The following is a 20668-nucleotide window of genomic DNA, read 5'->3' on the forward strand; positions in this document are numbered from 1 at the left end:
GCGGACGCGACGAGGCTGACGTCGCGTCCGCGGTCTCCGGAGGAGCCCCCGGGCGGTGGTCAGCCGTGGCCGTGCGCGGGCGGCGCGGGACGGGAGGGGGCGTGGGGGAGAACGACGAGGCCCCTGTGCCACAGCCCCGCCAGGAGCGCGTCGATCCGGTCGGCGCGGTGGCCGGTCGCTTCCGCCAGCCGGGCCACCGGGGTACTCCCGTCGCAACCGGCGAGCACCGCGCGGGTGGACGGGGTCAGCCGCACCGTGGAGATCCGCCCGCCGGCGCCCGCCGCCACCAGGTAGGTGGTGGGGCGTTCCGCGGTGTCCGCCAGTCGACCCGCCGCCAGCGTCGCGCGGTGCGCCGCCACGACCTCGCAGCCGAAGGAGGCCAGGACCGCGCCGGGGCGCAACGCCGGTCCGCGGGGGGCGGTCCCGGTCTCGCGCCCGGCCAGGAGACCGGCCCGGGCCTCGTACCACAGCGTCTCGAAGCGGATCAGGTCCAGGAACACGGACCGGCGCCCCTCCCCCGGGATCTCCGCGCGCGCCGCCAGTTCCTCCAGCCGCCGGCCGGCCGCCGCCGCCTCCCCGGGGCGGTCCAGGCGACCGCCAGGGGGGCCGTAGGCAAGCAGTTCCCCGGCCCCGGGGAGAGTGCCCGCCACGGTGATCGTCGCCGGGTACAGCGCCCTGATCTGCTCGCGGGTCTTCTCCCTCGCGATCCACGAGGTGGCGTCCAGGCCCTGGGGCCGCATGGCGGCGAGCCGGCGCACCTCGTCCCGGGGCAGGCCCTCGCGGTCGGCGAACGCGTCCGGGTCCTCGCGTATCTCCCGCAGCAGGTCGGGGGCCGTCAACGCCCGTGCCAGGAGCGCCTGGAAGGAGACCGGCGCGGGCGTCACCGGGGCTCTCCCGCGGAGGCGTACCGGGCCATGAGGTGGCGCGTCCGGCTGAGGTCCTCGTCGATCTCGGGGACGGAGAGGGCGAACGCGCTGTCCCGTTCGATCATCACCGCCGGCAGGTCGGGCCGCCGGCGCAGCAGCCACTCCAGCAGCGCGAACACCCGCTCGCCCACCGGGGCGTCGTGGCTGTCGATCAGGAGGCCCGCCACGTAGGCGTTTTCGGTGTTGCCGGCCAGATGGACCTGGACGACCCGGTCCAGGGGGAGCCGCGCCAGGTAGGCGTAGGGGTCGAGGCCGTGGTTGACGCAGTTGACCACGACGTTGTTGAGGTCGAGCAGCAGGCCGCAGTCGCAGTGGTCGAGCACGGCCCGGATCATCTCCGGCTGGGACAGCTCTCCCGGCATGTCGAGGTAGGTGGCGATGTTCTCCAGCAGGAACGGCCTGCCGACCCGGTCCTGCACCCGCTGGGCACGGGCGGCGATGGCACGGGCCTTGGCGAGGGTCTGCACCGTGGGCACGAGGTTGCCCAGGTCGATGCCCGCCTCACGGGTGAAGCACAGGTGGTCGCTGAACCACGGGGCGTCGACGGCGTCCGCCACCCGTGCCACGGCGTCGACGTACTCCAGGTCGAGCGGGCCCTCGGAGCCGACGGACATCTCCAGGCCGTGCGGGATCACGGTGAAGTCCTCGCGCAGGGCTCTCAGTTCGTCCAGCCGCTCGTCCCCGGCCAGGTAGTTGTCGGTGACGACCTCCAGCCATTCGATGGTCCCCCTCCCGGCCATGATGTAGTCGTGGAGTTCACTCCGGTATCCCAACCCGGTCCCGAGCCTGGGCACGTCGCTGGTCCTCGCCGCCCGATCCGGCATGGTTCTCCTCGTCGTTCTCTGTGGTGGAACGGGGTATCGCCCCGACCGCTTGCTCGATGACCGCCCCCCGGCGCATGACGATGACGCGGTCCGCCGGTTCCACGCGCGGCGCCCGGTGGGAGATCATCACCAGCGTCCGGTCACGGCAGTGGTCGCGTACGGCCCGGTCCACGGCCCGCGCGGTCTCCGGGTCCAGGGCGCTGGTGGCCTCGTCCAGGATCAGCATCCGGCAGTCCGCCAGCAGGGCGCGGGCGATGCCGACGCGTTGACGCTCGCCCCCGGACAGGCGGTGGCCGTCGCCCCCGACGGGCGTGTCGTAGCCGTCCGGAAGCGAGGCGACCAGCCCGTCGAGCCGGACGGCGGCGAGCGCGGCGTCCATCTCGGCGGTGCTGATCCCGTTCCGGGCGAAGGCGAGGTTGTCGCGCAGCGAGCCGTCGAAGAGCGTCGTGTGCTGGGGAACGAGCACCACCGACCGCCGCACGGCGGCCATGGCGTCCCGGTCCTGGGCTTCGGCCGGGTCGGGTGGGCCCTCCGCGTCGTCGGTGAGGAGGGAGCCGTGCTGCGGTGACAGCAGCCCGGCCAGCAGCAGCGCGAGGGTGCTCTTGCCCGAGCCGCTGCGGCCCACCAGCAGATGGACCCCGCCGGCCGTCAGGTCCAACGTGACGCCGTCCAGGGCGGAGCGCGCCGTTCCCGGGTACTGCCAGGAGACGTCGCGCACGCGCACCGTGAGGGCGGTGCCGGGACGCGCGGGGCCGTCGGAGCCGCCAGGTCCGGCCGAGCCGGCCGAGTCGGCCGGGGGCTCAGGGGGCCGGGCCACCGGCTCCGCCATCCGCAGGTCCAGGAACTCGATGATCCGCTCGAACATGGCCATGGACGCCTGGAGGCTGCCGCTCAACTGGAGCAGGCTCTGGATCGGCCCGGCCAGGCGCGACTGGAGGATGACGAGGGCCACGACCGTTCCCACCGAGAGATCAGCGAACCAGGTCCCGGCCAGCCAGTAGATGACCGGCGGGACACCCGCGAAGGTCGCGCCGATCAGGGCCGTCGCCGTGGCGCCCGCCATCCGCTGGCGGTAGGTCAGGTCCCGTACGCGCTCGACCTTCTCCACGAAACGCGCGCGCTGGGCTCCCCTGCGGCCCAGCGTGCGGCCGAGCAGCACCCCGCCCAGCGACAGGTCCTCCGCCACGTACTGGAGGATGGAGGTGAGGTGGCGCTGCCTGCGGCTGAACAGCAGCCGCCGTTTGCGGGCGAACCGGCTGTTCACCCAGCCCAGGACGGCGGCCAGCACCATCGAGGCCACCGCGATGGGCCAGCTGAGGGTCAGCATGATCATCAGCGACACGATGAGCAGGGTGAACGACGACAGGATGGTCTGAGCCGTCCCGGTGAGGAAGCGGCTCACCCCGTCGATGTCGCTCACCAACCGCGCCTGGATGCGGGCCTCGCGGTGCTCGGAGTAGAAGTCCAGGGGCTGGGTGTGCGCCCGGTCGAACACCTCGACCCGCAGGTCGGCGGTCACCCGCTGGCCGATCCACTGGGTCAGCGCGGTCTCCACCACGCTGAGCACGCTCGTCGCGACGGCGATGGCCAGCATGAGCGAGCACAGCCGCGCCAGCAGCGCGGTGTCCCGGTACGGCAGCGCGTCGTCGATGATCCGCGCGATCACGAGGTTGGTGCTCACGGACAGCCCCGCGACCAGCACCACGACGCACAGGGAGGCCGCGACCTGCCACCGGTACGGGGCGAAGCGGCCCGCCATGCGTCGGGCCGCGCGCCGCACGGTCAGCCGCCCGGTGGCCCGTTCCTCCCCCGGTGTCCCGGGCCGGTCGCTCAGCACGCGGCCCGGCCTTCCGCCGCACCCGGCGCCTGGCCGGGCCCGGCCGTGCCCAGGGCGACGGTGAACAGGTGGCGCCCGGCGCCGCCGGAGGCGCGGAGCGCGCCGGTGACCTGGTGACCCGCCCCTCCCCAGGGTGAGCACAGCAGCCCGTGGGTGCAGGCCGACAGGAGGATCGCGTGCCCCAGGGCGCCGGCCCGGGTGAGCAGCGCAGGGTAGGCCGCGTCCGCCGTCCCGCCCGGTGCGCCGCAGACCAGGGCGAAGGCCGGGGCGTCCGTGTACGCCTCGCACAGCGAGCGTGTGACGTCGGGCCCGGCGTGCAGCGGGCGGAAGCCGTGTTCCGGGTCCCAGCGGTGCAGGTCCGGGGCCAGACCGTCCACCGCGGGGGCGGCGAGGACGATCCGCAGGCCGGCGTCCCCGTGCCGCGCCACCGGCCACTGGCGGGTCTGCGTGGCCAGGGCGCGGGCAAACACGTCGGTGAGCAGGGTTGCGGCGAGCGGGCGCGGGGCGAACGCGCGCACCGAGCGGCGTTCGCGCAGCACCGCGTCCAGCGGGCGCGTGGCGGCGGTCGCGGCGGCGACGGGCGCCGGGGGCGGTCCGCCGGTGGGGGGCAGCGCACGGCGAGCCGGACCCACCAGGGCGGGCATGAGGCGTTCCATCTCGTCCTCGGGGATGAGCGGCATGGGGGCCTCCTCTCAGTTCTCTCTGGGGGCGTTGGCGCTCGGGGGGCGCGGCGGGTCGCCCACCGCCGCGACCGCCGTCACGTACTGGTCCCCCGGCACCAGGTCGAGGGTTTCGGCGAGGTCGTGCCCCCAGGCGGAGGCGAAGTCCACGGGCGTGCCCCGGCTGTGCAGCACCGCCGACAGCTGGGTGGTGGCGCAGCCCGCGTCGAGTTGGGCCAGGCGGTAGGCGAAGCCGCCGTACTTGGCGGCCAGCCGCTGGTGCGCCGCCACCATGACCAGGACGTGGCCGACGTCCTCAGCGCGAAGGTCCGTGGAGCGCAACGCCCGGTCGAGGGGGACGGGTTCCGGTCGTACGGCGATCAGTTCGTGGTGGGTGTCGTCGTAGCGGAACACCGTGCCTGGCAGGTCCACCTGTCCCTCGCGGGTGAGCAGGTACAGCTCCACCGAGGCGAGCGAACCGCCGCTGGGCGCCCAGCGGCCGGCCGCGGGGTCGTCGGTGTCCCGGAAGCCGCCGACCCGGGCGAGGACGTCGGCGATCTCCGCCATCCCCGAGGGGTCGCCGGCCGGCTGGCCGGCCCCCGCGCCGAAGGTGCCGGGCACCGGGAGCCCGGCCGCGGGCAACGGGCACCGGGGCCGGGTGACGAAGGACCGCGCGGGCCGGTCCCCGGCCAGGTCCGCCCAGCGGGTGGCGACGTCCTGGGGCGGGTCGCCGGGCGCCACCGCCGGCGGCGGGGGCCGTTCGACGGTCCACTCGTACAGTTCGGCGACGGCGGCACCGTCCTCGGCGGCGGGACCGGTGCCGCAGTCCGGGCAGCCGGGTTCGGGGGCCACGAAGAACCGTTCGCTCCCGCCGTCCGGCACCGAGACCGCGCGCAGCGTGCGGGCCGGGGCCGTCGTACTCGACGCGCCCAGCAGCGCCAGCGCCTCGGAGCACGCCAGGCCGGCCAGCAGGTCGCGGGTGTCCGGGTCCACGGACCGCGGCTCGCCCCAGCCGGCGGCGGCCCGGCCGGCCCGGCAACAGGCGACGCAGGCGGTGTAGCCGGACAGGAACACCGGGCCCAGCTCCACCCGGTCGCGGTCGACGGCCACCCGCAGCACCGGGACGTCCCACGCGGCGCCCTGGGCGGCGACCCGTTCCAGCAGGCCGTCCTGCCCCGGTTCGTCCACCACGACGAGGAGCGTGCGCGCGGCGCCCCGGGAGGCGGGGGCGGCGGCCAGTTCCGGGGCCGGTCCCGGTGGCGGCGGCGGTGGCGTCGCGGTGTGTCCCACTCCGCTCTCGGCGAGGTCGGCGGCGATGACACCGGCGGTGCCGGCCGGGCCGTAGACCAGGGCGGCGGTCCGGCCGAGGGCGTCGAGGCAGGCGTCGGCGTCGCGGTGCGCGCCGGTCCACTCGACGCCGCGGGAGACGAAGTCCGCCACATGGCTCGCCACGCGCTCCGCGCGCCGCCCGCGGCGCTCTTCGAGCAGCCCCCGCCGGCGCAGCAGGGCCAGCACCGCGTCCAGCTGCGGCGCGGACAGCCCCACCGCCGCGCACAGCCGGGGGCGCGTGCGGGTGCCGTCCAGCAGCGGCAGCAGCACGGGCAGGACCTCGCGCGCCGTCCTTCCCCGGAAGACGTGCCGGCGGGTACCGCCCTGGACGATGGTTCCCCCGTCGTGGGCGATCACGGCCAGTCCGCGCCGCAGCGCCGGGCCCTCGGTACCGGCCGGAGCGGGCCGGCCCTCCCGGGCGTGCCCCGCGCGCTCCTGCTCCACCGGGCCCGGGAGGACCGTGCCGGGGGGAACGGTGCCCGGGCCGGCGGGCTCCCGGCCACCGCGGTGCTGATCAGCGGACATCGCCGGCCTCCTCGTACACCGCGTCCAGCAGTGCGGGCAGCGCGGGCTCCGGCCGGTCGCCCACCGGGGCGCACCGGGGACAGCCGTGGCGGGGGATGACGGGGTGACCGTGCAAGGACATGTCCTGTTTCGCGATCCGCACCACGCGTCCCGGGTACGCGCCGGGGCGGCGCAGCATCCCCAGGGCGATACCGGCCGCCACCCGGGCGTGGGCGGGCAGATACCCGGTGGGGCCGAGTCCCGGGTCGCGGTCGTAGGCGCGGTGCACGGCCTCGGTGTCCCGATGGTGCTGATCGTGCTGGGCGCAGCGGTCGCGGTAGCAGCCGAAGCACGGTCCGCCCGGCGGGGTAACGTGCGGGCCGACCAGCACGGCCGGGTGCTCGTCGATGACGGGCAGCCAGGGCACGCCGAGTGCGTACGCCAGCCCGTCGGCCCGTTCGCACAGTCCGGGAGCCGGCCGCCAGGAGGCGACCACCAGCGGGCCTGGCCGCTCGCGCAGCGCCCGCTCCATCGTGTCGGCGTCCACCACCCGGGCGGTGGGCAGGCTGTCGGCGAGCAGCCGCGTCACCCGCAGGCCGAACGCCCCGAGCCCGAGCAGTACGGGGGACGGTGGCGGTGTCGGTTCCACCATGTCGCGTCTTTCCTCTTCCCCGGGCACGGCCCGGACGGTGCGGCGCCACCGGACGGGCCGCCGCGGCGCGGCCACGCCTCCTGGAGCTGGAGACCTCAGTGGGGTCAGGGGCGGGGCTTCATGAAGCAGGCCGGCAACATGCAGGCGCCGCCGCAGCTGGAGCCCTGACAGGCCAGGTCCATCGGGGTCATGGGCCCGGACTCCTCGTAGTCCTCCGCCTCCAGCTCCAGGTCCAGATCCAGTCCGTTGTCGCTCACGGTGTTCTCCTTCCGACGGCACAGTGCTGTGCGGCGTGGCCGCCACATGGCGGCCACGCCGCACACTCTCGGAGGTCCTCCGGTCGTGCCCCGGTCCCGGGAAGACCGGCGCGGGACCGGGCCGCGACCGGGGGCGCGCGCAGGGTGGGTCCCGCTGGTCCCGTCGCGCGAGGAGTACGCCCCATGGAGCACGCCCCACAGGTACCGGCGGGGCTGCGCGCCCTGGACGCCCTGGTCTCCCCGTACGGCGTGGTCTCCGGCGTCAGCGAACCCCGGCGCTCTCCCCTGCTGCCGCACTCCTACCGCTGCTCCGCCGAGGTCGGGGAACCCGGTGTGGCGCGCGGTCTCGGCATCGGTACCCGGGCACAGGGCGGCGGGCGGGCGCCGCACTCCCCCGACCTGGCCCGTTTCCTCGCCGTCGCGGAAGCCGCCGAACGGTACGCGGGCTGCGACACCCTCGGTGAGGAACGCGTCGTGGCGAGTGCCGCCGAGCTCGCGGGCACGTGCCTGGAACCCGAGCGGTTCCCGCGCCTGTCGGCGGCCGAGTACGCCCATCCCAAGTGCCGGCTCGTGCCCTTCGATCCGCGGGCGCCGATCCGGTGGGTGCGCGGCACGGACCTGCGCACCCGGCGGGAGCTGTGGGTCCCGGCCGCCATGGCCTGCTACGGCCTCGCCGACCCGATGGACGCCGAACGCTTCTGCTACCTCATCTCCACCGGGTACGCCGTGCACACCGACCCGGTGGAGGCGGTGCTGCGCGGCGCGCTTGAGGTCATCGAGCGGGACGCCGTCGCGGTCCTGTGGCTCCAGCGGATGGCCCTGCCCTCGCTGGCCCCCGCCGCCCTCGGGGACACCGTGCGGCACCTCGCGCGGGAGCTGGAGCAGCGGTTCGTGGAGACCTGTCTCTTCGACGCCACGGGCGACCTGGGCGTCCCCACGGTGTACTGCGTCCTGGTGGCCCCGCACGATCCCGCCGTGCGCACCGCTGTCGCGGCGGGCACCGGCCGCGACCTCGCGGACGCGGCGGTCGGGGCCGTGCTCGAAGCGGTCTCCATCATCGAGTTCCTGCACGAGCACCAGGACGAGCGGCGGGAGGAGGGGGCGGGGCCGGTCGCCGTGGAGGACATGACGGCGCTCACCGCTGCCTCCCGGTACATGGCCGCGCCGGAACGCGCCGCCGCGTTCGGTTTCCTGCTCGACGGCGCCGGGGACCGTCCGAGCCCGGCGACCGCCGCGCTGCCCGCCGACCCGGCGCGGGCGCTGCGGCAGGTCATCGGCCGGCTGGCGGACATCGGCGCCCGCCCGGTCGTCGTGGACCGCACCACCCGGGAGCTGGCCGACTGCGGGCTGACCGCCGTCAACGTGGTGATCCCGGACCTCCAGCCGATGAGCGTGGACCCGCTGGCGCAGTTCAAGGGCCACCGGCGGCTGTACGAGGCGCCGGCCCGCGCGGGACATCCGGTGCGCGCCGAGGAGGAACTCAACCCGTGGCCGCAGCCGTTCGCCTGACCTGCGCCCGCGTCTGCCCCGGCGCCCCGTCCGGCCTCCGCATGACCGGCCGTCCGGGGCCGTCCTCAACCGCCGGGGCGATCCCATGACCCTGGCTCACCTGACTCGGCTGGGCTCACCTGGCTCGGCTGGCTCCGCGGGGGCACGTTCTCCGTGCCGCTCCTCCCGCACCGTCGGCACGGCGGGATGGTGTGCCCACCCACGCACCTGAACTGACCGCCGGTCAGGCGCGCTACAGCCGTGCGGCGCCCCCGTGCTGACCGCGAGCCAGCGGTGTCGCGCGACCGCGGGACAGGGTCGGCGCGGGGAGCGGTGGTGCCGGACCGGTGACGGCCGCGGCGGGGGCCCTGGCGAGCCGGTGGTCGCCGTCCTCCCGGGCGCCCGGGGTGTGGACGGCTCGGAAGAGAGCAGGAGTACTACCCCGGCCCCGCACACTACGGAGGTCCCCATGGACTTCGCCCCCGCCCCCGCGATCACCGCGTTCCACGTGCGGACGCTGCTCGACTCGCCGGCCGACGACCCCGTGCTCTACGTCGACACCAAGGAGGCGCCCCGCATCGAGGTGTGGACGTCGGGCGACATCCGGCGCGCCACGATCGTGGCCACCCGGCGACAGGTCACCGGCTGGATCGGCGAGGAGCCCGACGACGAGGCGATCCACGAACTCCTGCCCCGGTTGCAGGACATCGCCGACAGGATGGTCGGCGGCTCCTGAGGGCGCGGCAGCGCGTGCCTAGTCGCTCTCGCCGGCGGGGCGCTTCCCGGAGCGTCGCCGCCCTGGGCGCGGCGCGGCCAGGAGGAGACGATCATCCGCCGTTCACGGGCACGCAAGCCACCGTTCGCGGCGGAAAGAAACGGTTTTGGGCGGTCCCGGCGTTGAGGGCCGCCCTCCCACCCCCGGTGGCGCGGCCCGGCGTCCGAAGCACCGCCCCAGGCAGCCGAGCAGTGAAGAGGCATCATGTTTCGTTTCCGACGGCGTCGGAACCAGCGCGTCAGAGAGAGATCCGTCTCAGCGACCGTCGTCGCCGCCCTGGTGGCCGGACTCGGCGCGGTGGCGGCGGCACCGGGCTCCGCCGCCGGCGACCAGGGCGGCGACGCCTCGCGGCTCAGCCCGTTCGACGCGGTGGACCAGTTCATCGGCACCCGCCACGACACCACCCAGAACAAGGGCAACAGCGCCTACGGCAACACCTGGCCCGGTGCCACGCTGCCCTTCGGCATGGTCCAGTTCACCCCCACCACGCACCACACGCGCGGCGGCGACAACTGGGGCGGATACGAGTACGACGCCGACCAGCTGCGCGGCTTCGGCCTCACCCGGCTCTCCGGCACCGGCTGCGCCCACAACAACGGCGCCTTCGACGTGCCGATCCTGCCGTACACCGGCCGGCTGACCGCCGACCACGGGCTGCCGACCTCGCCGGCCGACGGCATCGGCGACTACTACCTGGACTTCTCCCACGACAACGAGCACGCCGAGCCGGGCCATTACGCGGTCGGCCTCGACAACGGCACCGACGTCAGCCTGACGGCGGCCCCCCGCACCGGCGTCGCCACCTTCGACTTCCCCGACGACCGGGACTCCGCCACCCTCGTGTTCGACGTGGCCGGCTCCAACAACGGCTCCAGCGCCAGCGCCGTGACCGTCGAGGGCGACACCGTCTCCGGCTGGACCGAGACGCGCACCGTCTGCGGCGGCGGCAGCTACCGCGTCCACTTCTCCGCCACCTTCGACACCCCCCTCGCCTCGCACGGCACCTGGAGCGGCTCCGACGTCACGCCGGGCGGCACCGAGGCCGAGTCGACGTTCTCCCACGGCTCGGGCGCCTTCGTCACCTTCCCGCGCGGCGCCGAGGTCACCGCCCGCGTCGGCGTCTCCTACGTCAGCGTGGAGAACGCCGCGCTCAACGCCTCCACCGAGGCCGGCGACCGCACCGCGGAGGAGCTGCGCGCGGAGGCCGCCGCGGCCTGGCGGGACGCCCTGTCCACCGTCGACGTCACGGGCGGCGACGACGCCCAGCGCACCGTCTTCTACACGGCGCTGTACCACGCGCTGCTGCACCCCAACCTCTACGACGACGTCAACGGCGAGTACCTCGGCTACGACGGCACCGTCCGGCGCGTCGCCGAGGGCCGCCACCAGTACGCCACCTACTCCGGCTGGGACAGCTACCGCGGCCACGCCCAGTTGATCGCGCTGCTCTTCCCCGACGTCGGCTCGGACATCAACCAGTCCCTGACCGACCTGGCGACCCAGACCGGGCGCTGGCCCAACTGGCCGCACAACGGCGTCTCGCAGCAGAAGATGAGCGGTGACGGCCTCCAGGTCATGCTGGCCTCGATCGACGCGTTCGGCAGCACCGACTACGACCGCGAGGCGGCGCTCGCCTCCATGGTCGCCACCCAGACGCTGCCCGCCGACGCCAGCAACCGCCCCCATCTGCACCAGTACGCCGGCCTGGGCTGGGTGGAGAGCCGCAACGGCGATGTCGCGACCTCCAAGACGCTGGAGTACGCGATCAACGACTTCGCGATCGCCCAACTCGCCGGCAGGCTCGGAGACGAGGACAACCACCGCCGGTTCATGACCAGGGCGCAGCACTGGCATAACGTCCTCGACCCGGAGAGCGACCACATCCGGCCCCGCGCGCGCGACGGCTTCGACCGGGACTTCGACCTCGGCGAGCGCGGCGACCAGTTCGAGCAGTCCACCGGCTACCAGTACGGCTGGCTCGTCCCGCACAACCTGGCGTCCCTGATCGAACGCCGGGGCGGCGCCGAGGCCGTCACCGAACAGCTCGACACGTTCTTCACCGAGCTGGACGCCGGCGTGTACGGCACCCCGTACTCCTACCTCAGCAACGAGGCCGTCTTCCACACGCCGTGGATCTACAACTGGCTGCGCCAGCCCGCCGGAACCACCGACGTGCTGTACCGCGCCGCCGACGAGATGTTCGACACCTCGCCGAGCGGCCTGCCCGGCAACGACGACCTCGGCGCCCTCTCCGCCTGGTACGTCTGGGCGTCGATCGGCCTGCACCCCTCGGTGTACGGCACCGCCGACCTGGCCGTCTCCTCGCCGATGTTCCCGCGCGTGCTCATCGACAGCGCCGGTGGCGACCGCGCCATCGCCATCGACGCGCCGGGCGCCGGAACGGACCAGCGCTACATCCAGTCCCTCGCCGTCAACGGCACCGACTCCACGGCCTCCTGGCTCCCGGAGTCGTTCTCCAGGACGGGCGGCACCCTGGACTTCACCATGGGCGCCACTCCCGGCAGTTGGGGCACGGGGGCCGACGACGTTCCCCCCTCGTACGACGCCCAGGAGGACGCGTACAACAACGTCGGCACCACGGCGGAAGGTCGCGGCGCCACCGGCATGTTGGACGCCTCAGGCAACAGCCTCTCCCGCGACCACCTGGCCGCCGCGGGAGCCACCCCGGGCGCCGCACTGACGGTGCCGGAGACCGGCACCGTCTTCCACTGGCCGGACACCCGGGCGGGCGAGCCCGACAACTGGGTGCCGCACGGCCAGCGCGTCGACCTGGGCGGACGGCGGGGCGCCTCGGTGTCCTTCCTCGGCCTGGCCACCAACGGCCCCGCCGAGGGCACGGCGACCGTCGTCTACGCGGACGGCTCCACGCAGGAGGTTCCCGTCCAGTTCACCGACTGGACGCCGGGCACCTCCTACCGCTTCGGCAACGTTCCGGTGGTCACCGTCCCCGGCCGCAACGGCGCGGACGGCGGGCAGGACACCACCGAGGCGAAGGTCTTCGCCACCGCGCCGGCCGCCGTGGACCCGGACCTGGCCGTCGAGGCGGTGCTGCTGCCGGAGGGCTCCGACCGGGGCGTCATGCACGTCTTCGACGTGGCGCTCGGCGACACGGCGCCCCCGGCCCCGGACGAGACCCCCGAACGCGTGGTCCTCACCCCGGCCGCCGACCCGGCCACCGAGCAGCGGGTCACCTGGCGCAGCCGGGCGGACTCGGGCGCGGTCCAACTCCGCGCGGACGACGCGGGTGAGGCGGAGGAGGTGCGCACCGTCGAGGCCGAGGTGCTGACGGAGGCCCATGTCGGCGACGCCTCGTTCACCGGCTACACGGCCGCCCTCACCGACCTCGCCCCCGACACCCGCTACTCCTACCGGGTCGGCCACGAGGGGGCGTGGAGCCCCTGGCACGCCTTCACCACGGCCGCCGCCGGCGCCGAACCGTTCACCTTCCTCTACTACGGCGACAACCAGCAGGGCCTGGACGACGTCTGGCCCGCCATCGCGGCGCGGGCGAACGAGGAGTACCCGGACGCCAGGGCCGCCCTGTACGCCGGGGATCTCATCGACAACTCCCACGAGGGCGAGTGGAACACCTGGTTCGCGGCCAACCCCGCCGCCCTCGCCACCCAGCAGAACCTGGTGACGGTCGGCAACCACGAGTTCAACTCCGGCAACGGTCTGCTCCAGACCAACCGAGCGAGCTTCGTCTACCCGGCCAACGGACCGCTGCCGTCCGACGCCGGAGCGGACGCCGACCGGTACGGGGAGCATCTCGCGACGGCGCTGCGGGACACCGTGTACCACGTGGACCATCAGGACGTCAGGTTCGTGGTGCTCAACGCCAACCGAGACGACATCTGCGAACTCGCCCGCCCGGCCGACCTCGCGGACTTCGACTGCGCCGAGGCCCGCGACATCTGGGTGCGGATGCAGGCCGTCTGGCTGGACCGGGTCCTGGAGGAGAACCCCAGCACCTGGACGGTGGTCCTGCACCACCAGCCGGTGTTCTCGGCCGGCGCGGGCCGCGACGAGCCGGACATCCGCGAGGCGTGGCTGCCCGTCTACCAGGAGCACAACGTCGACCTGGTGCTCGCGGGCCACGACCACACCTACGCGCGCGGCCATGTGGACGACGACGCGACGGACACCCCCGGCCTCACCACGGGCCCGGTGTACGTGGTGGCGGACGCCGGTGCGAAGTTCTACGACCTCCAGCCGGAGGACGACAACGTCTGGACCCGCAACGGCGCCACCCAGGTCGTCCGGGCGCAGCAGACGTCCACGTACCAGGCGATCACGGTGGAGGGCGAGACCCTGTCGTACCGCTCGGTGATCGCCCACAAGGGCGACGACCGGGCGGCTCCGGGAGCGATCGGGGACACGCTGGACAGCTTCACGGTGACCCGGTACGCGGACGGGTCGAAGTGGGTCACCGAGGAGGGGGTGACCCCGCCGGAGCGGCCGGACGACTCGGACGGCCCGGACGGCCCCGGTGAACCGGACGGCCCGGGCGACCCCACGGACCCCGACGGCGGGGCGGGTTCGGACGGCGGCGGTCACGCCGGCGGCCAGCTCACCCCGTCCCCCGGCACCGGTGGTCCCGGTGGCGGCGACGGCGGTCCCGGTGGCGGCGGTCCCGGTGGCGATGGCGGCGGCTCTCCGGACGGGGGGGCGGCTCCCCTGACGGGGGCGGAGGCAAGGGCCCGCTGGCCGTCACCGGCGGTGCCGTGCTTCCCGTGCTCGGCCTCACCCTCGCGGCACTGATCGCCGGCACCGCGCTCCTCCTCTGGCGCCGCCGCCTGACGGCGCGCTGAACCGGCACCACTCCCGGGTCCCCCTCACCCCCGGCGAGGGGGACCCGGTCAACAGGTCGGCACGGGCCGACCGTTGGCGCTACCGGCCGTCGCCGAGGTCGACGAGCTTCTCGAAGAAGAACTCGTGCTTCAGATAGGACACCTCGTACTCGTGTCCGGGGTAGGGCGGGATGAGCTGAGCGGCCTGGATCAGCCGCCAGCCGTCGCACAGGGCCGCCACGCCCGTGGCGTAGGGCGGTTCCTCGCTGTCGCCCGTGGTCGGCGAGGTGCGGCCGGTGCCGTCGTAGTGCGCCCAGCCGACGACTGCGGAGTCCAGCGCGGAGGTCGACAGGTACAGCACCAGGAGCCGCTGGCGGACGGTGGACGCGGGGACGGGACGCGGGGCGCTCATGCCGCGGCTCCCCGAGGCCGGTTGGAGACGCGGGTGACCCAGTGCTCCAGGTCGAAGTCCTCGTCGCCGGTCAGGGACCGCCACAGCAGAACGCGGTTGTACCGTTCCAGGCGGCCCGTGGCGTGCTCGTACCAGGGGAAGTCGGCGTCCAGTTCCGCCGCCACCCGCGGGTCGTGCAGGTCGGAGGTGTCCCAGAGCCGCCGCTGCCGCACCGTCGGGTTGAAGCGGATCTTGAACATGTAGCGCGGGGAGTCGCTGTCGTTGCGCCGGCCACCGTGCCACAGACCGTGGTGCATAAACACCACGGTCCCCGCCGGGCACACCAGCCGGCTCTGACCCCGCAGATTCTGGTAGCGGCCGGTGTCGCTCTCGTTCGTGCGCCGCAGATGGCTGCCGGGCACGCTGAGTGTGCCGCCCATCTCAAGCGTCACCTCGCTCGGGTAGTACATGAGCTGGACGTCGAACGCGTCCGACCGCACGTCGATGATGGCGTCCGCGTGGAGCGGCTGCGCCTGCCCCTCGCGTGGCTGACGCACGTGCACGGCGTGGTGGTCGATGTTCGGCTCCGGGCCGACGAGGCTGTGCAACACGCCCGCCAGCTCGTCGAGTTCGATGAGCCGCCGCACGAAGGACCCCTCGGGGTACGCCAGGGTGGCCGGCGTGCCGTGGGGCGCCGCCCGGACGCCGTCCCGCAGGACCTCCACGGCCTCGGCGTTGAGCTCCGGTGGCACCACGGCGTCCAGCCGCAGCGAGCCGTGCGAGACGAAGTGTGCCATCTGCACCGACGTGAGCAGCTTGGGTGCGATTGTCGTCGTCATGGCGCCACGGTAGGCGGGGCGCGCCCGTCCACGCGTGGGTCCGGCTCCCTCTCCACTGGTAATTTCTCACCATGAGGGAGACCGTCGTAAGCCTCGCCGAGCCCCCCGTGGTGACGAGCGTCGGGGTCGGCTTCCACGGCCCGGCCGGGCAGGTCGACGTCTTTCGGCTGCCCGACCTGTGGCAGCTCCACCTGTATCCGTACGAGGCCGATCTCACCGTGGACGGCACGCACCACGCCATCCGCCCCGGCCGGATCAGCCTCGTGCCGCCGGCCACGACTGTCCGTTACCGCTATCGCTCCCGGTGCCAGCACCTCTTCGCGCATCTGCGCCTGCCGGGCGCCGGCGAGCGTCGCACCGTGCCCGTCATGCAGGACGCGGGATCCGAACTGCCCCTGCTCTCCTCCCACATGAAGCAGGCCGTGGCCGCCTGGCCCGGCACTCCCGTCCGTGCCGCGGCGGAGATCTGGGCCGTCCTGTGGCGCGTCGCCCATCTCGCCCCGCCCGGCTCGCCCCAGGGGCGGGGGAAGACCCCGCACCCGGCCGTCGACACCGCGATCGCGTATATCGAGGCCCGCCTCGCCGAGGCCCTCACCGTGCCGGCCGTCGCCCACGCGGCCGGCGTCTCCCACAACCACCTGACCAGGCTCTTCGGCGCCGCCACCGGCGACACGGTCGTCGCCTACATCCGCCGGCGCCGGATCGCCCGCGCCCGGCATCTGCTGCGCGAGTCCACCCTCTCCATTCCCGCGATCGCCGCCCAGGTCGGCATCCCCGACCTCCAGGCGTTCAACAAGGCGTGCCGGCGGGAGCTCGGTGCCTCCCCCCGGGCCGTCCGGCACTTGGCGGACGAAGGCGTCCCGGGGCCAACTCCGTGAGCCCGGCGGCGGGGTGGCGACACAGGTCGGCCAGGGCGCCGTGGTCGAAGCCGCTTGCCGGCGACGGCCCGGTAAAGTACGCGGTCAACGTCAGCAACCAGGCCGGCTACGCCGAGCGGCTACGCGGCCTGGTGCGCGAGCACGGCAGGCCCGCCGTCATCACCGAGTTCGGCTGCGGCGCGTTCACCGGTGCCGACCGACGAGGAGCCGGCTCCTTCCAGATCGTCAACTGGTTCGCCGCCACCCCACGCGTCCGCGGCGACCACCCGCGCGACGAACTGGTCCAGGCGCGCTACCTTGGCGAGCTCATCGACCAGTACCACGCCGAAGGCGCCCACGAGCGAGTCCACGTCCGCGGCCGAGGAGATCGCTTCGCCCCCACGCGCGTCCCCGTCGCCGGCCTCCCTCTCTCCCCGTGGTCAGCGCGTCGACAATATCTGCCACCCGGCAGATATACAGCCGTTCATCGCGCTCTGCCGGCTCCTGCTCGCCGTCGGGGCCGCCGTTGAGTCCGGTCAGGGGAATTCGTCGCGGCATCGGAGAATGCAACTCCATGGGATGTCGGAATTGTTGCACCGAAATGAACAGGACATCGACGACCCATCAGGCATCTCAACAGCCACACCAGTCACTCAGTTTTTCAACCAAAAGAATCAGAAACCAGGCATCCACGGCCATCCGAGCGAAGACCCCCACACCACCAGACAAACCGCCCCTCCACTTTCTCACGCTAGGTGACCAACTCCGCAATGCAGATTCCACTTACAGAATCCCGAACCTTGCGTTCACGCCTCACGCGCATTCAGGGGATTCACACAAGTGACCGGCTGTGCTACCTTAATTCAGGCTCGGACCGATTGATCTTTCGGGGGGATCGTGTCACAGACAGCAGCCACCACTCGAATACTCGTAGTCAACGAGAAGACCGTGACCAGGGCTGGATACCGCTCACTTCTGGAAAGCAACGAGGACTTGAAAGTGGCCGGGGACGCGGCGGACATCGGCAAGGCCATCGACAGCATCGGCCAATTACAGCCGGACCTCGTCGTCCTGGACGCGACCACGGACTCGCTCGACACCGCCGGGATCCGCAGGCTGACCACCAACGGCTCCGGCAAGCCGCCTCCCGTGCTGGTCCTGGTGGACCAGGTCGACGAACGGGTGTACCGACTTCCCCAGTTCGGCGTACGCGGACTGCTCCTCAACCAGTCGAGCCCCGAGCAGATCGTCTCGGCGGTCCGACTGGTGGCCGCCGGCTACGCGCTCTTCCTGCCCCACGGGATGCCCGCCGACCACGGGCCCCCGGTGATGGGCGAGGAGCCGACCGTCGGGGTCTGTCTCGGGCACCTGACCAGGCGGGAGTCCGACGTCCTCCAGCTGATCGCCCGAGGCCTGAGCAACGCGGAGATCTCCGCCGCGCTCTTCGTGAGCGAGAGCACGGTCAAGTCCCATGTCCAGCGGATGCTCGACAAACTCGACCTGCGCAACCGGGTACACGCGGTGATCTACGCGTACGAGATCGGCATGGTGCGCGTCGGTGTGCCGGTGCTCGCCACGGCGGGAGCCTGACCTCCGAATTACCGGACCGACTGCCAGTGGGCCTCTTCCAGAACTCTGGAGGAGGCCCACTAAGGTTGATTTACGGCGCGTCAGAATCGGCCCGACTCTATCTTCTCCGCCATACCCATCCGGTCTTTCTTTCCGTTTTCCGTCCTCGGCAGTTCATCCACCGTATGCAGCACGTCAAGGAGCATATAGACGGGAAGCCTCTCGGCACACCATTGCTTGAGCAAAAGAAACGAAACCCTACTCCCCGGTTGCGGGACAATGACGGCATGCAACGCCGCCCGGAGCCCTTCACCGACGACGACCACCGCGGAGTCAGCCACCGAAGGGTGACTGTCGAGTACGCTCTCGATTTCACCGAGTTCGACCCGTTGCCCACGGATCTTCACCATGTGGTCCCTGCGCCCCGCGTATTCGAGATTCCCGTCGGGGGTCTCGCGCACGAGATCTCCGGTGGGATAGGCCCCGCGTTGCGGCTCACGTCCCCAGTAGCCGAGCATCACGGAGGGCCCGGAGACCCACAGCTCTCGTACGTCCTCCTCCTCGCCCCCGCGCAGTTCGAGGGTGTCGCCGGAGGCCGCCGTGCCGATGGGCAGCGGAGTGGAGCGGGCGAGGTCATCGGCCGTGACCTCGTAGGACGTGCAGACGTTGGTCTCGGTCGGCCCGTACCAGTTGAACATCCGCACGTCCGGCCAGTGGGCACGAAGCCGCTGCGCGTAGGGCAGCGGAAACGGTTCGCCGGCGAAGAGGCAGATCCTCAGGTGCCGCGGGGGGTCCTGGTCGAGGAGCCCGCCCTTGCTCATCATCAGGGTCAGTGCCGAGGGTACCGAGTACCAGACGGTGATCCGGCGCTCGAAGAGCAGGCGCACCAGCAACTCGGGCGCGTAGGCGACGCCCTGGGGGATCAGATGGACCTCGGCTCCGGCGGCGAAGGCCGCGTAGAGGTCGAAGACCGACAGGTCGAAGTTGAACGGCGCGTGGTTGGCCAGCCGGTCCCCGGGCCCCAGTCCGAGGTGGTCAACGGCCCACTCGACGAAGGCAAGGGCGTTGCGGTGACTGACGCAGACGCCCTTGGGGTCTCCCGTGGAGCCCGAGGTGTAGAGGAGGTAGGCGGGGTCGTCCGGGCCACCGACGGCGCGGACGGCCCCGGTCGGGGCATCTGACACCGGCTCGGCGAGCAGCTCGCCGAAGGAGAGCACCGGCGCCTTGACGGCCGACGCCTCGGGCACGCGCTCCAGGCCCTCGGCATCGGTGACCACCAGGGCCGCGGTGCAGCCGTCGGCGATCTTCGCCAGCCTGGTGGGCGGGTTGGACTCGGCGACGGGGGCGTAGACCGCGTTCACCCGCAGACAGCCCTGCATCAGCGCGACCGCGTGCAGGCTCTTCCCGGACCAGATCACCACCCGGTCGCCGGCCCCCACGCCCCGGGCGGCGAGTGCGGCGGCGTACCGCTCGGCCAGAGCGTCGAGTTGACGGTAGGTCAGTTCGCCGTCGGGCGCCCGGACAGCGGGGGAATCGGGAGCGACGCGGGCCGCCGAGGCGACCAGATCCTCCAGTCTCACAGCCCCAACTCCCTTGCCACCAGCTCCTTCTGGATTTCGTTCGTGCCGGAGAAGAGCACCGAGGGCATCGCGTCGCGCAGCGCCGCCTCGATCCCCTCGTCGGCGAGATAGCCCCGTCCGCCGAAGACCCGCACGGCGTCCATCGCGCTGGCGACGGTGCCCTCGGAGACGGCGAGCTTGGAGAGCGCGACGGGCAGCCTGGCCGGCCCGCCGCGGTCCATCTCCCAGCAGGCGCGGTAGAGGAGCAACCGACCGCTCTCCAGTCGGAGCTTCATGTCGACGATCCGGTGCGAGACGGCCTGGAACGCGCCGATGCGGCGGCCGGACTGGCGGCGTTCCCTCGCGTGTGCCACGGCGCGGTCCACCAGTCTGGCGGAGAGGCCCAGATAGCCGGCGAAGAGGCAGGCGCGTTCCCAGCCCATGGAGTGTTGGAAGATGGCGGCGCCCATCCCGGGGCGGCCGATCACCTGGTCGTCGGAGACGAAGCAGTCGGTGAAGCGGACGCCTCCGCCCGGACAGGAGCGCAGGCCCATCTTCTCGAACGGCTCGCTTCTGCTGACACCGTCGGCCGTCCCCTCGACGACGAACGCCGTCTGGCCGAGGTGTCCCGACTCGGGGTCGGTGGTGGCGTAGGTGACCAGCAGATCGGCGACGGGGCCGTTGCTCACAAACGTCTTCTGCCCGTTCAACACGTAACCCCCGCGCACACGCGTGGCGGTGACGGACAGTCGGGAGATGTCGGACCCGGCGTCGGCCTCCGTCATGGCGTTGCCCGCGATGGTGCTTCCGTCCACCAGGCCGGGCAGGTAGCGCTTCCTCAGCTCTTCGCTTCCGAAGTCGGACAGGGGCACCGCGCAGGCGAAGAGGTGGGCGCTGGCCGCGAAGACCAGGCCGGTGTCGGAACAGCCCTCGCCCAGCGCCTCGTAGAGCCGCGCGGTGTCCAGGGCGCCGAGGCCCGCGCCACCGTACTCCGTCGGAACGCAGGCGCCCAGCAGGCCCAGTTCGCCCAAGGCTCGCCAGTCAGAACGGCTGTAGGGCACCCGTGGCGCCCCGCTGGTCTCGGGGAAGCGCCTCCGGACCGCGTCCAGGGTCCTGGTGTGACGCTCCTGTTGTTCGGCACTCCAGCTGAACTCCATATGCACTCTCCGTGGTCGTAGCGTGAGAGGTGGTGAGCCGTGCCAGCGGGCGAAACGCCCAGGTCCGAGAGTGCTGCTGCCGAGTCGACGCAGCAGAGAAAGTAACGCCCCGTAACATCCTTCATCGGAGAATTAATTCTCCGGCTGCCATGTATAACAGCCCCTCTGCTGGCTAGCAAGGCTCGTTTTGCCGGTGCGGGGACCGCCGGGCCCCTCCCGGGCTCCCCGGCGGCG

Annotated in this window: 17 protein-coding genes; 5 read left to right on the forward strand and 12 right to left on the reverse strand. The window is 72.9% G+C overall.

The genetic code is table 11. The annotated features are described in order from the left end of the window. Positions 1-59 precede the first annotated feature (59 nt). From FH715_RS11210 to FH715_RS28180, 7 genes are all read right to left on the reverse strand, one after another. Positions 60-884 (reverse strand): hypothetical protein, encoded by an 825-nt coding sequence (locus tag FH715_RS11210; protein ID WP_139643938.1) that lies wholly within the window; start codon positions 882-884, stop codon positions 60-62. Then, positions 881-1720: an MbnB/TglH/ChrH family RiPP precursor modification enzyme gene (locus FH715_RS11215; RefSeq protein ID WP_246108688.1), complete on the reverse strand. Its 840-nt coding sequence runs from the start codon at positions 1718-1720 to the stop codon at positions 881-883. The genes FH715_RS11210 and FH715_RS11215 overlap by 4 nt, the downstream gene beginning before the upstream one ends. Next, entirely contained in the window at positions 1683-3587 is a 1905-nt protein-coding gene (locus FH715_RS11220) for an ABC transporter ATP-binding protein (RefSeq protein WP_139643943.1), read from the reverse strand. Before FH715_RS11220 ends, FH715_RS11215 begins: the two co-directional genes overlap by 38 nt. Then, on the reverse strand, positions 3581-4267 hold the full coding sequence (locus FH715_RS11225; protein WP_139643946.1) for a nitroreductase family protein: 687 nt from the start codon (positions 4265-4267) through the stop codon (positions 3581-3583). Before FH715_RS11225 ends, FH715_RS11220 begins: the two co-directional genes overlap by 7 nt. 12 nt (positions 4268-4279) lie before the next feature. Then, a complete protein-coding gene (locus tag FH715_RS11230; RefSeq protein WP_139643949.1) occupies positions 4280-6100 on the reverse strand; it encodes a nitroreductase family protein in 1821 nt (606 codons plus the stop codon). Further along, positions 6090-6731, reverse strand: a complete 642-nt coding sequence (locus FH715_RS11235) for a TOMM precursor leader peptide-binding protein (RefSeq protein WP_139643951.1) — start codon at positions 6729-6731, stop codon at positions 6090-6092. Before FH715_RS11235 ends, FH715_RS11230 begins: the two co-directional genes overlap by 11 nt. 104 nt (positions 6732-6835) lie before the next feature. Beyond that, positions 6836-6988 (reverse strand): hypothetical protein, encoded by a 153-nt coding sequence (locus FH715_RS28180; protein ID WP_170184698.1) that lies wholly within the window; start codon positions 6986-6988, stop codon positions 6836-6838. A 183-nt stretch (positions 6989-7171) separates the two neighbouring features. Here FH715_RS28180 and FH715_RS11240 point away from each other — a divergent pair, with 183 nt between their 5' ends. From FH715_RS11240 to FH715_RS11250, 3 genes are all read left to right on the forward strand, one after another. Further along, positions 7172-8497 carry a YcaO-like family protein gene (locus FH715_RS11240; RefSeq protein ID WP_139643953.1) on the forward strand — a complete coding sequence of 442 codons (1326 nt, stop codon included), beginning with the start codon at positions 7172-7174 and terminating at the stop codon, positions 8495-8497. Between the two features lie 448 nt (positions 8498-8945). Beyond that, positions 8946-9212 (forward strand): hypothetical protein, encoded by a 267-nt coding sequence (locus FH715_RS11245; protein ID WP_139643956.1) that lies wholly within the window; start codon positions 8946-8948, stop codon positions 9210-9212. Positions 9213-9455: 243 nt separating this feature from the next. Continuing rightward, positions 9456-14033: a GH92 family glycosyl hydrolase gene (locus FH715_RS11250; protein WP_139643959.1), complete on the forward strand. Its 4578-nt coding sequence runs from the start codon at positions 9456-9458 to the stop codon at positions 14031-14033. Positions 14034-14162: 129 nt separating this feature from the next. Here FH715_RS11250 and FH715_RS11255 read toward each other — a convergent pair whose 3' ends face one another. Beyond that, positions 14163-14474, reverse strand: a complete 312-nt coding sequence (locus FH715_RS11255) for a hypothetical protein (protein ID WP_139643962.1) — start codon at positions 14472-14474, stop codon at positions 14163-14165. Beyond that, positions 14471-15292 carry a phytanoyl-CoA dioxygenase family protein gene (locus FH715_RS11260; RefSeq protein ID WP_211367553.1) on the reverse strand — a complete coding sequence of 274 codons (822 nt, stop codon included), beginning with the start codon at positions 15290-15292 and terminating at the stop codon, positions 14471-14473. Before FH715_RS11260 ends, FH715_RS11255 begins: the two co-directional genes overlap by 4 nt. 71 nt (positions 15293-15363) lie before the next feature. Here FH715_RS11260 and FH715_RS11265 point away from each other — a divergent pair, with 71 nt between their 5' ends. Further along, the gene (locus FH715_RS11265) at positions 15364-16170 is read left to right on the forward strand and encodes a helix-turn-helix domain-containing protein (protein ID WP_139643964.1); all 807 of its coding nucleotides are present in this window, start codon (positions 15364-15366) and stop codon (positions 16168-16170) included. Positions 16171-16289: 119 nt separating this feature from the next. On the opposite strand, the gene FH715_RS28185 is transcribed toward FH715_RS11265, so the two are convergent. Beyond that, the gene (locus FH715_RS28185; protein WP_211367555.1) at positions 16290-16508 is read right to left on the reverse strand and encodes a hypothetical protein; all 219 of its coding nucleotides are present in this window, start codon (positions 16506-16508) and stop codon (positions 16290-16292) included. Between the two features lie 589 nt (positions 16509-17097). Here FH715_RS28185 and FH715_RS11275 point away from each other — a divergent pair. After that, on the forward strand, positions 17098-17739 hold the full coding sequence (locus tag FH715_RS11275; RefSeq protein WP_139643967.1) for a response regulator transcription factor: 642 nt from the start codon (positions 17098-17100) through the stop codon (positions 17737-17739). A gap of 80 nt (positions 17740-17819) precedes the next feature. Here the strand turns inward: FH715_RS11275 and FH715_RS11280 are convergent, their stop codons facing one another. Both FH715_RS11280 and FH715_RS11285 read right to left on the reverse strand, forming a co-directional pair. Beyond that, positions 17820-19298: an amino acid adenylation domain-containing protein gene (locus FH715_RS11280; RefSeq protein ID WP_139643971.1), complete on the reverse strand. Its 1479-nt coding sequence runs from the start codon at positions 19296-19298 to the stop codon at positions 17820-17822. Next, positions 19295-20434 (reverse strand): acyl-CoA dehydrogenase family protein, encoded by a 1140-nt coding sequence (locus tag FH715_RS11285; protein WP_139643973.1) that lies wholly within the window; start codon positions 20432-20434, stop codon positions 19295-19297. Before FH715_RS11285 ends, FH715_RS11280 begins: the two co-directional genes overlap by 4 nt. Positions 20435-20668 lie beyond the last annotated feature (234 nt).

The sequence above is a fragment of the Streptomyces sedi genome (assembly GCF_006335015.1).
Classification (GTDB): Bacteria; Actinomycetota; Actinomycetes; order Streptomycetales; family Streptomycetaceae; genus Streptomyces; species Streptomyces sedi.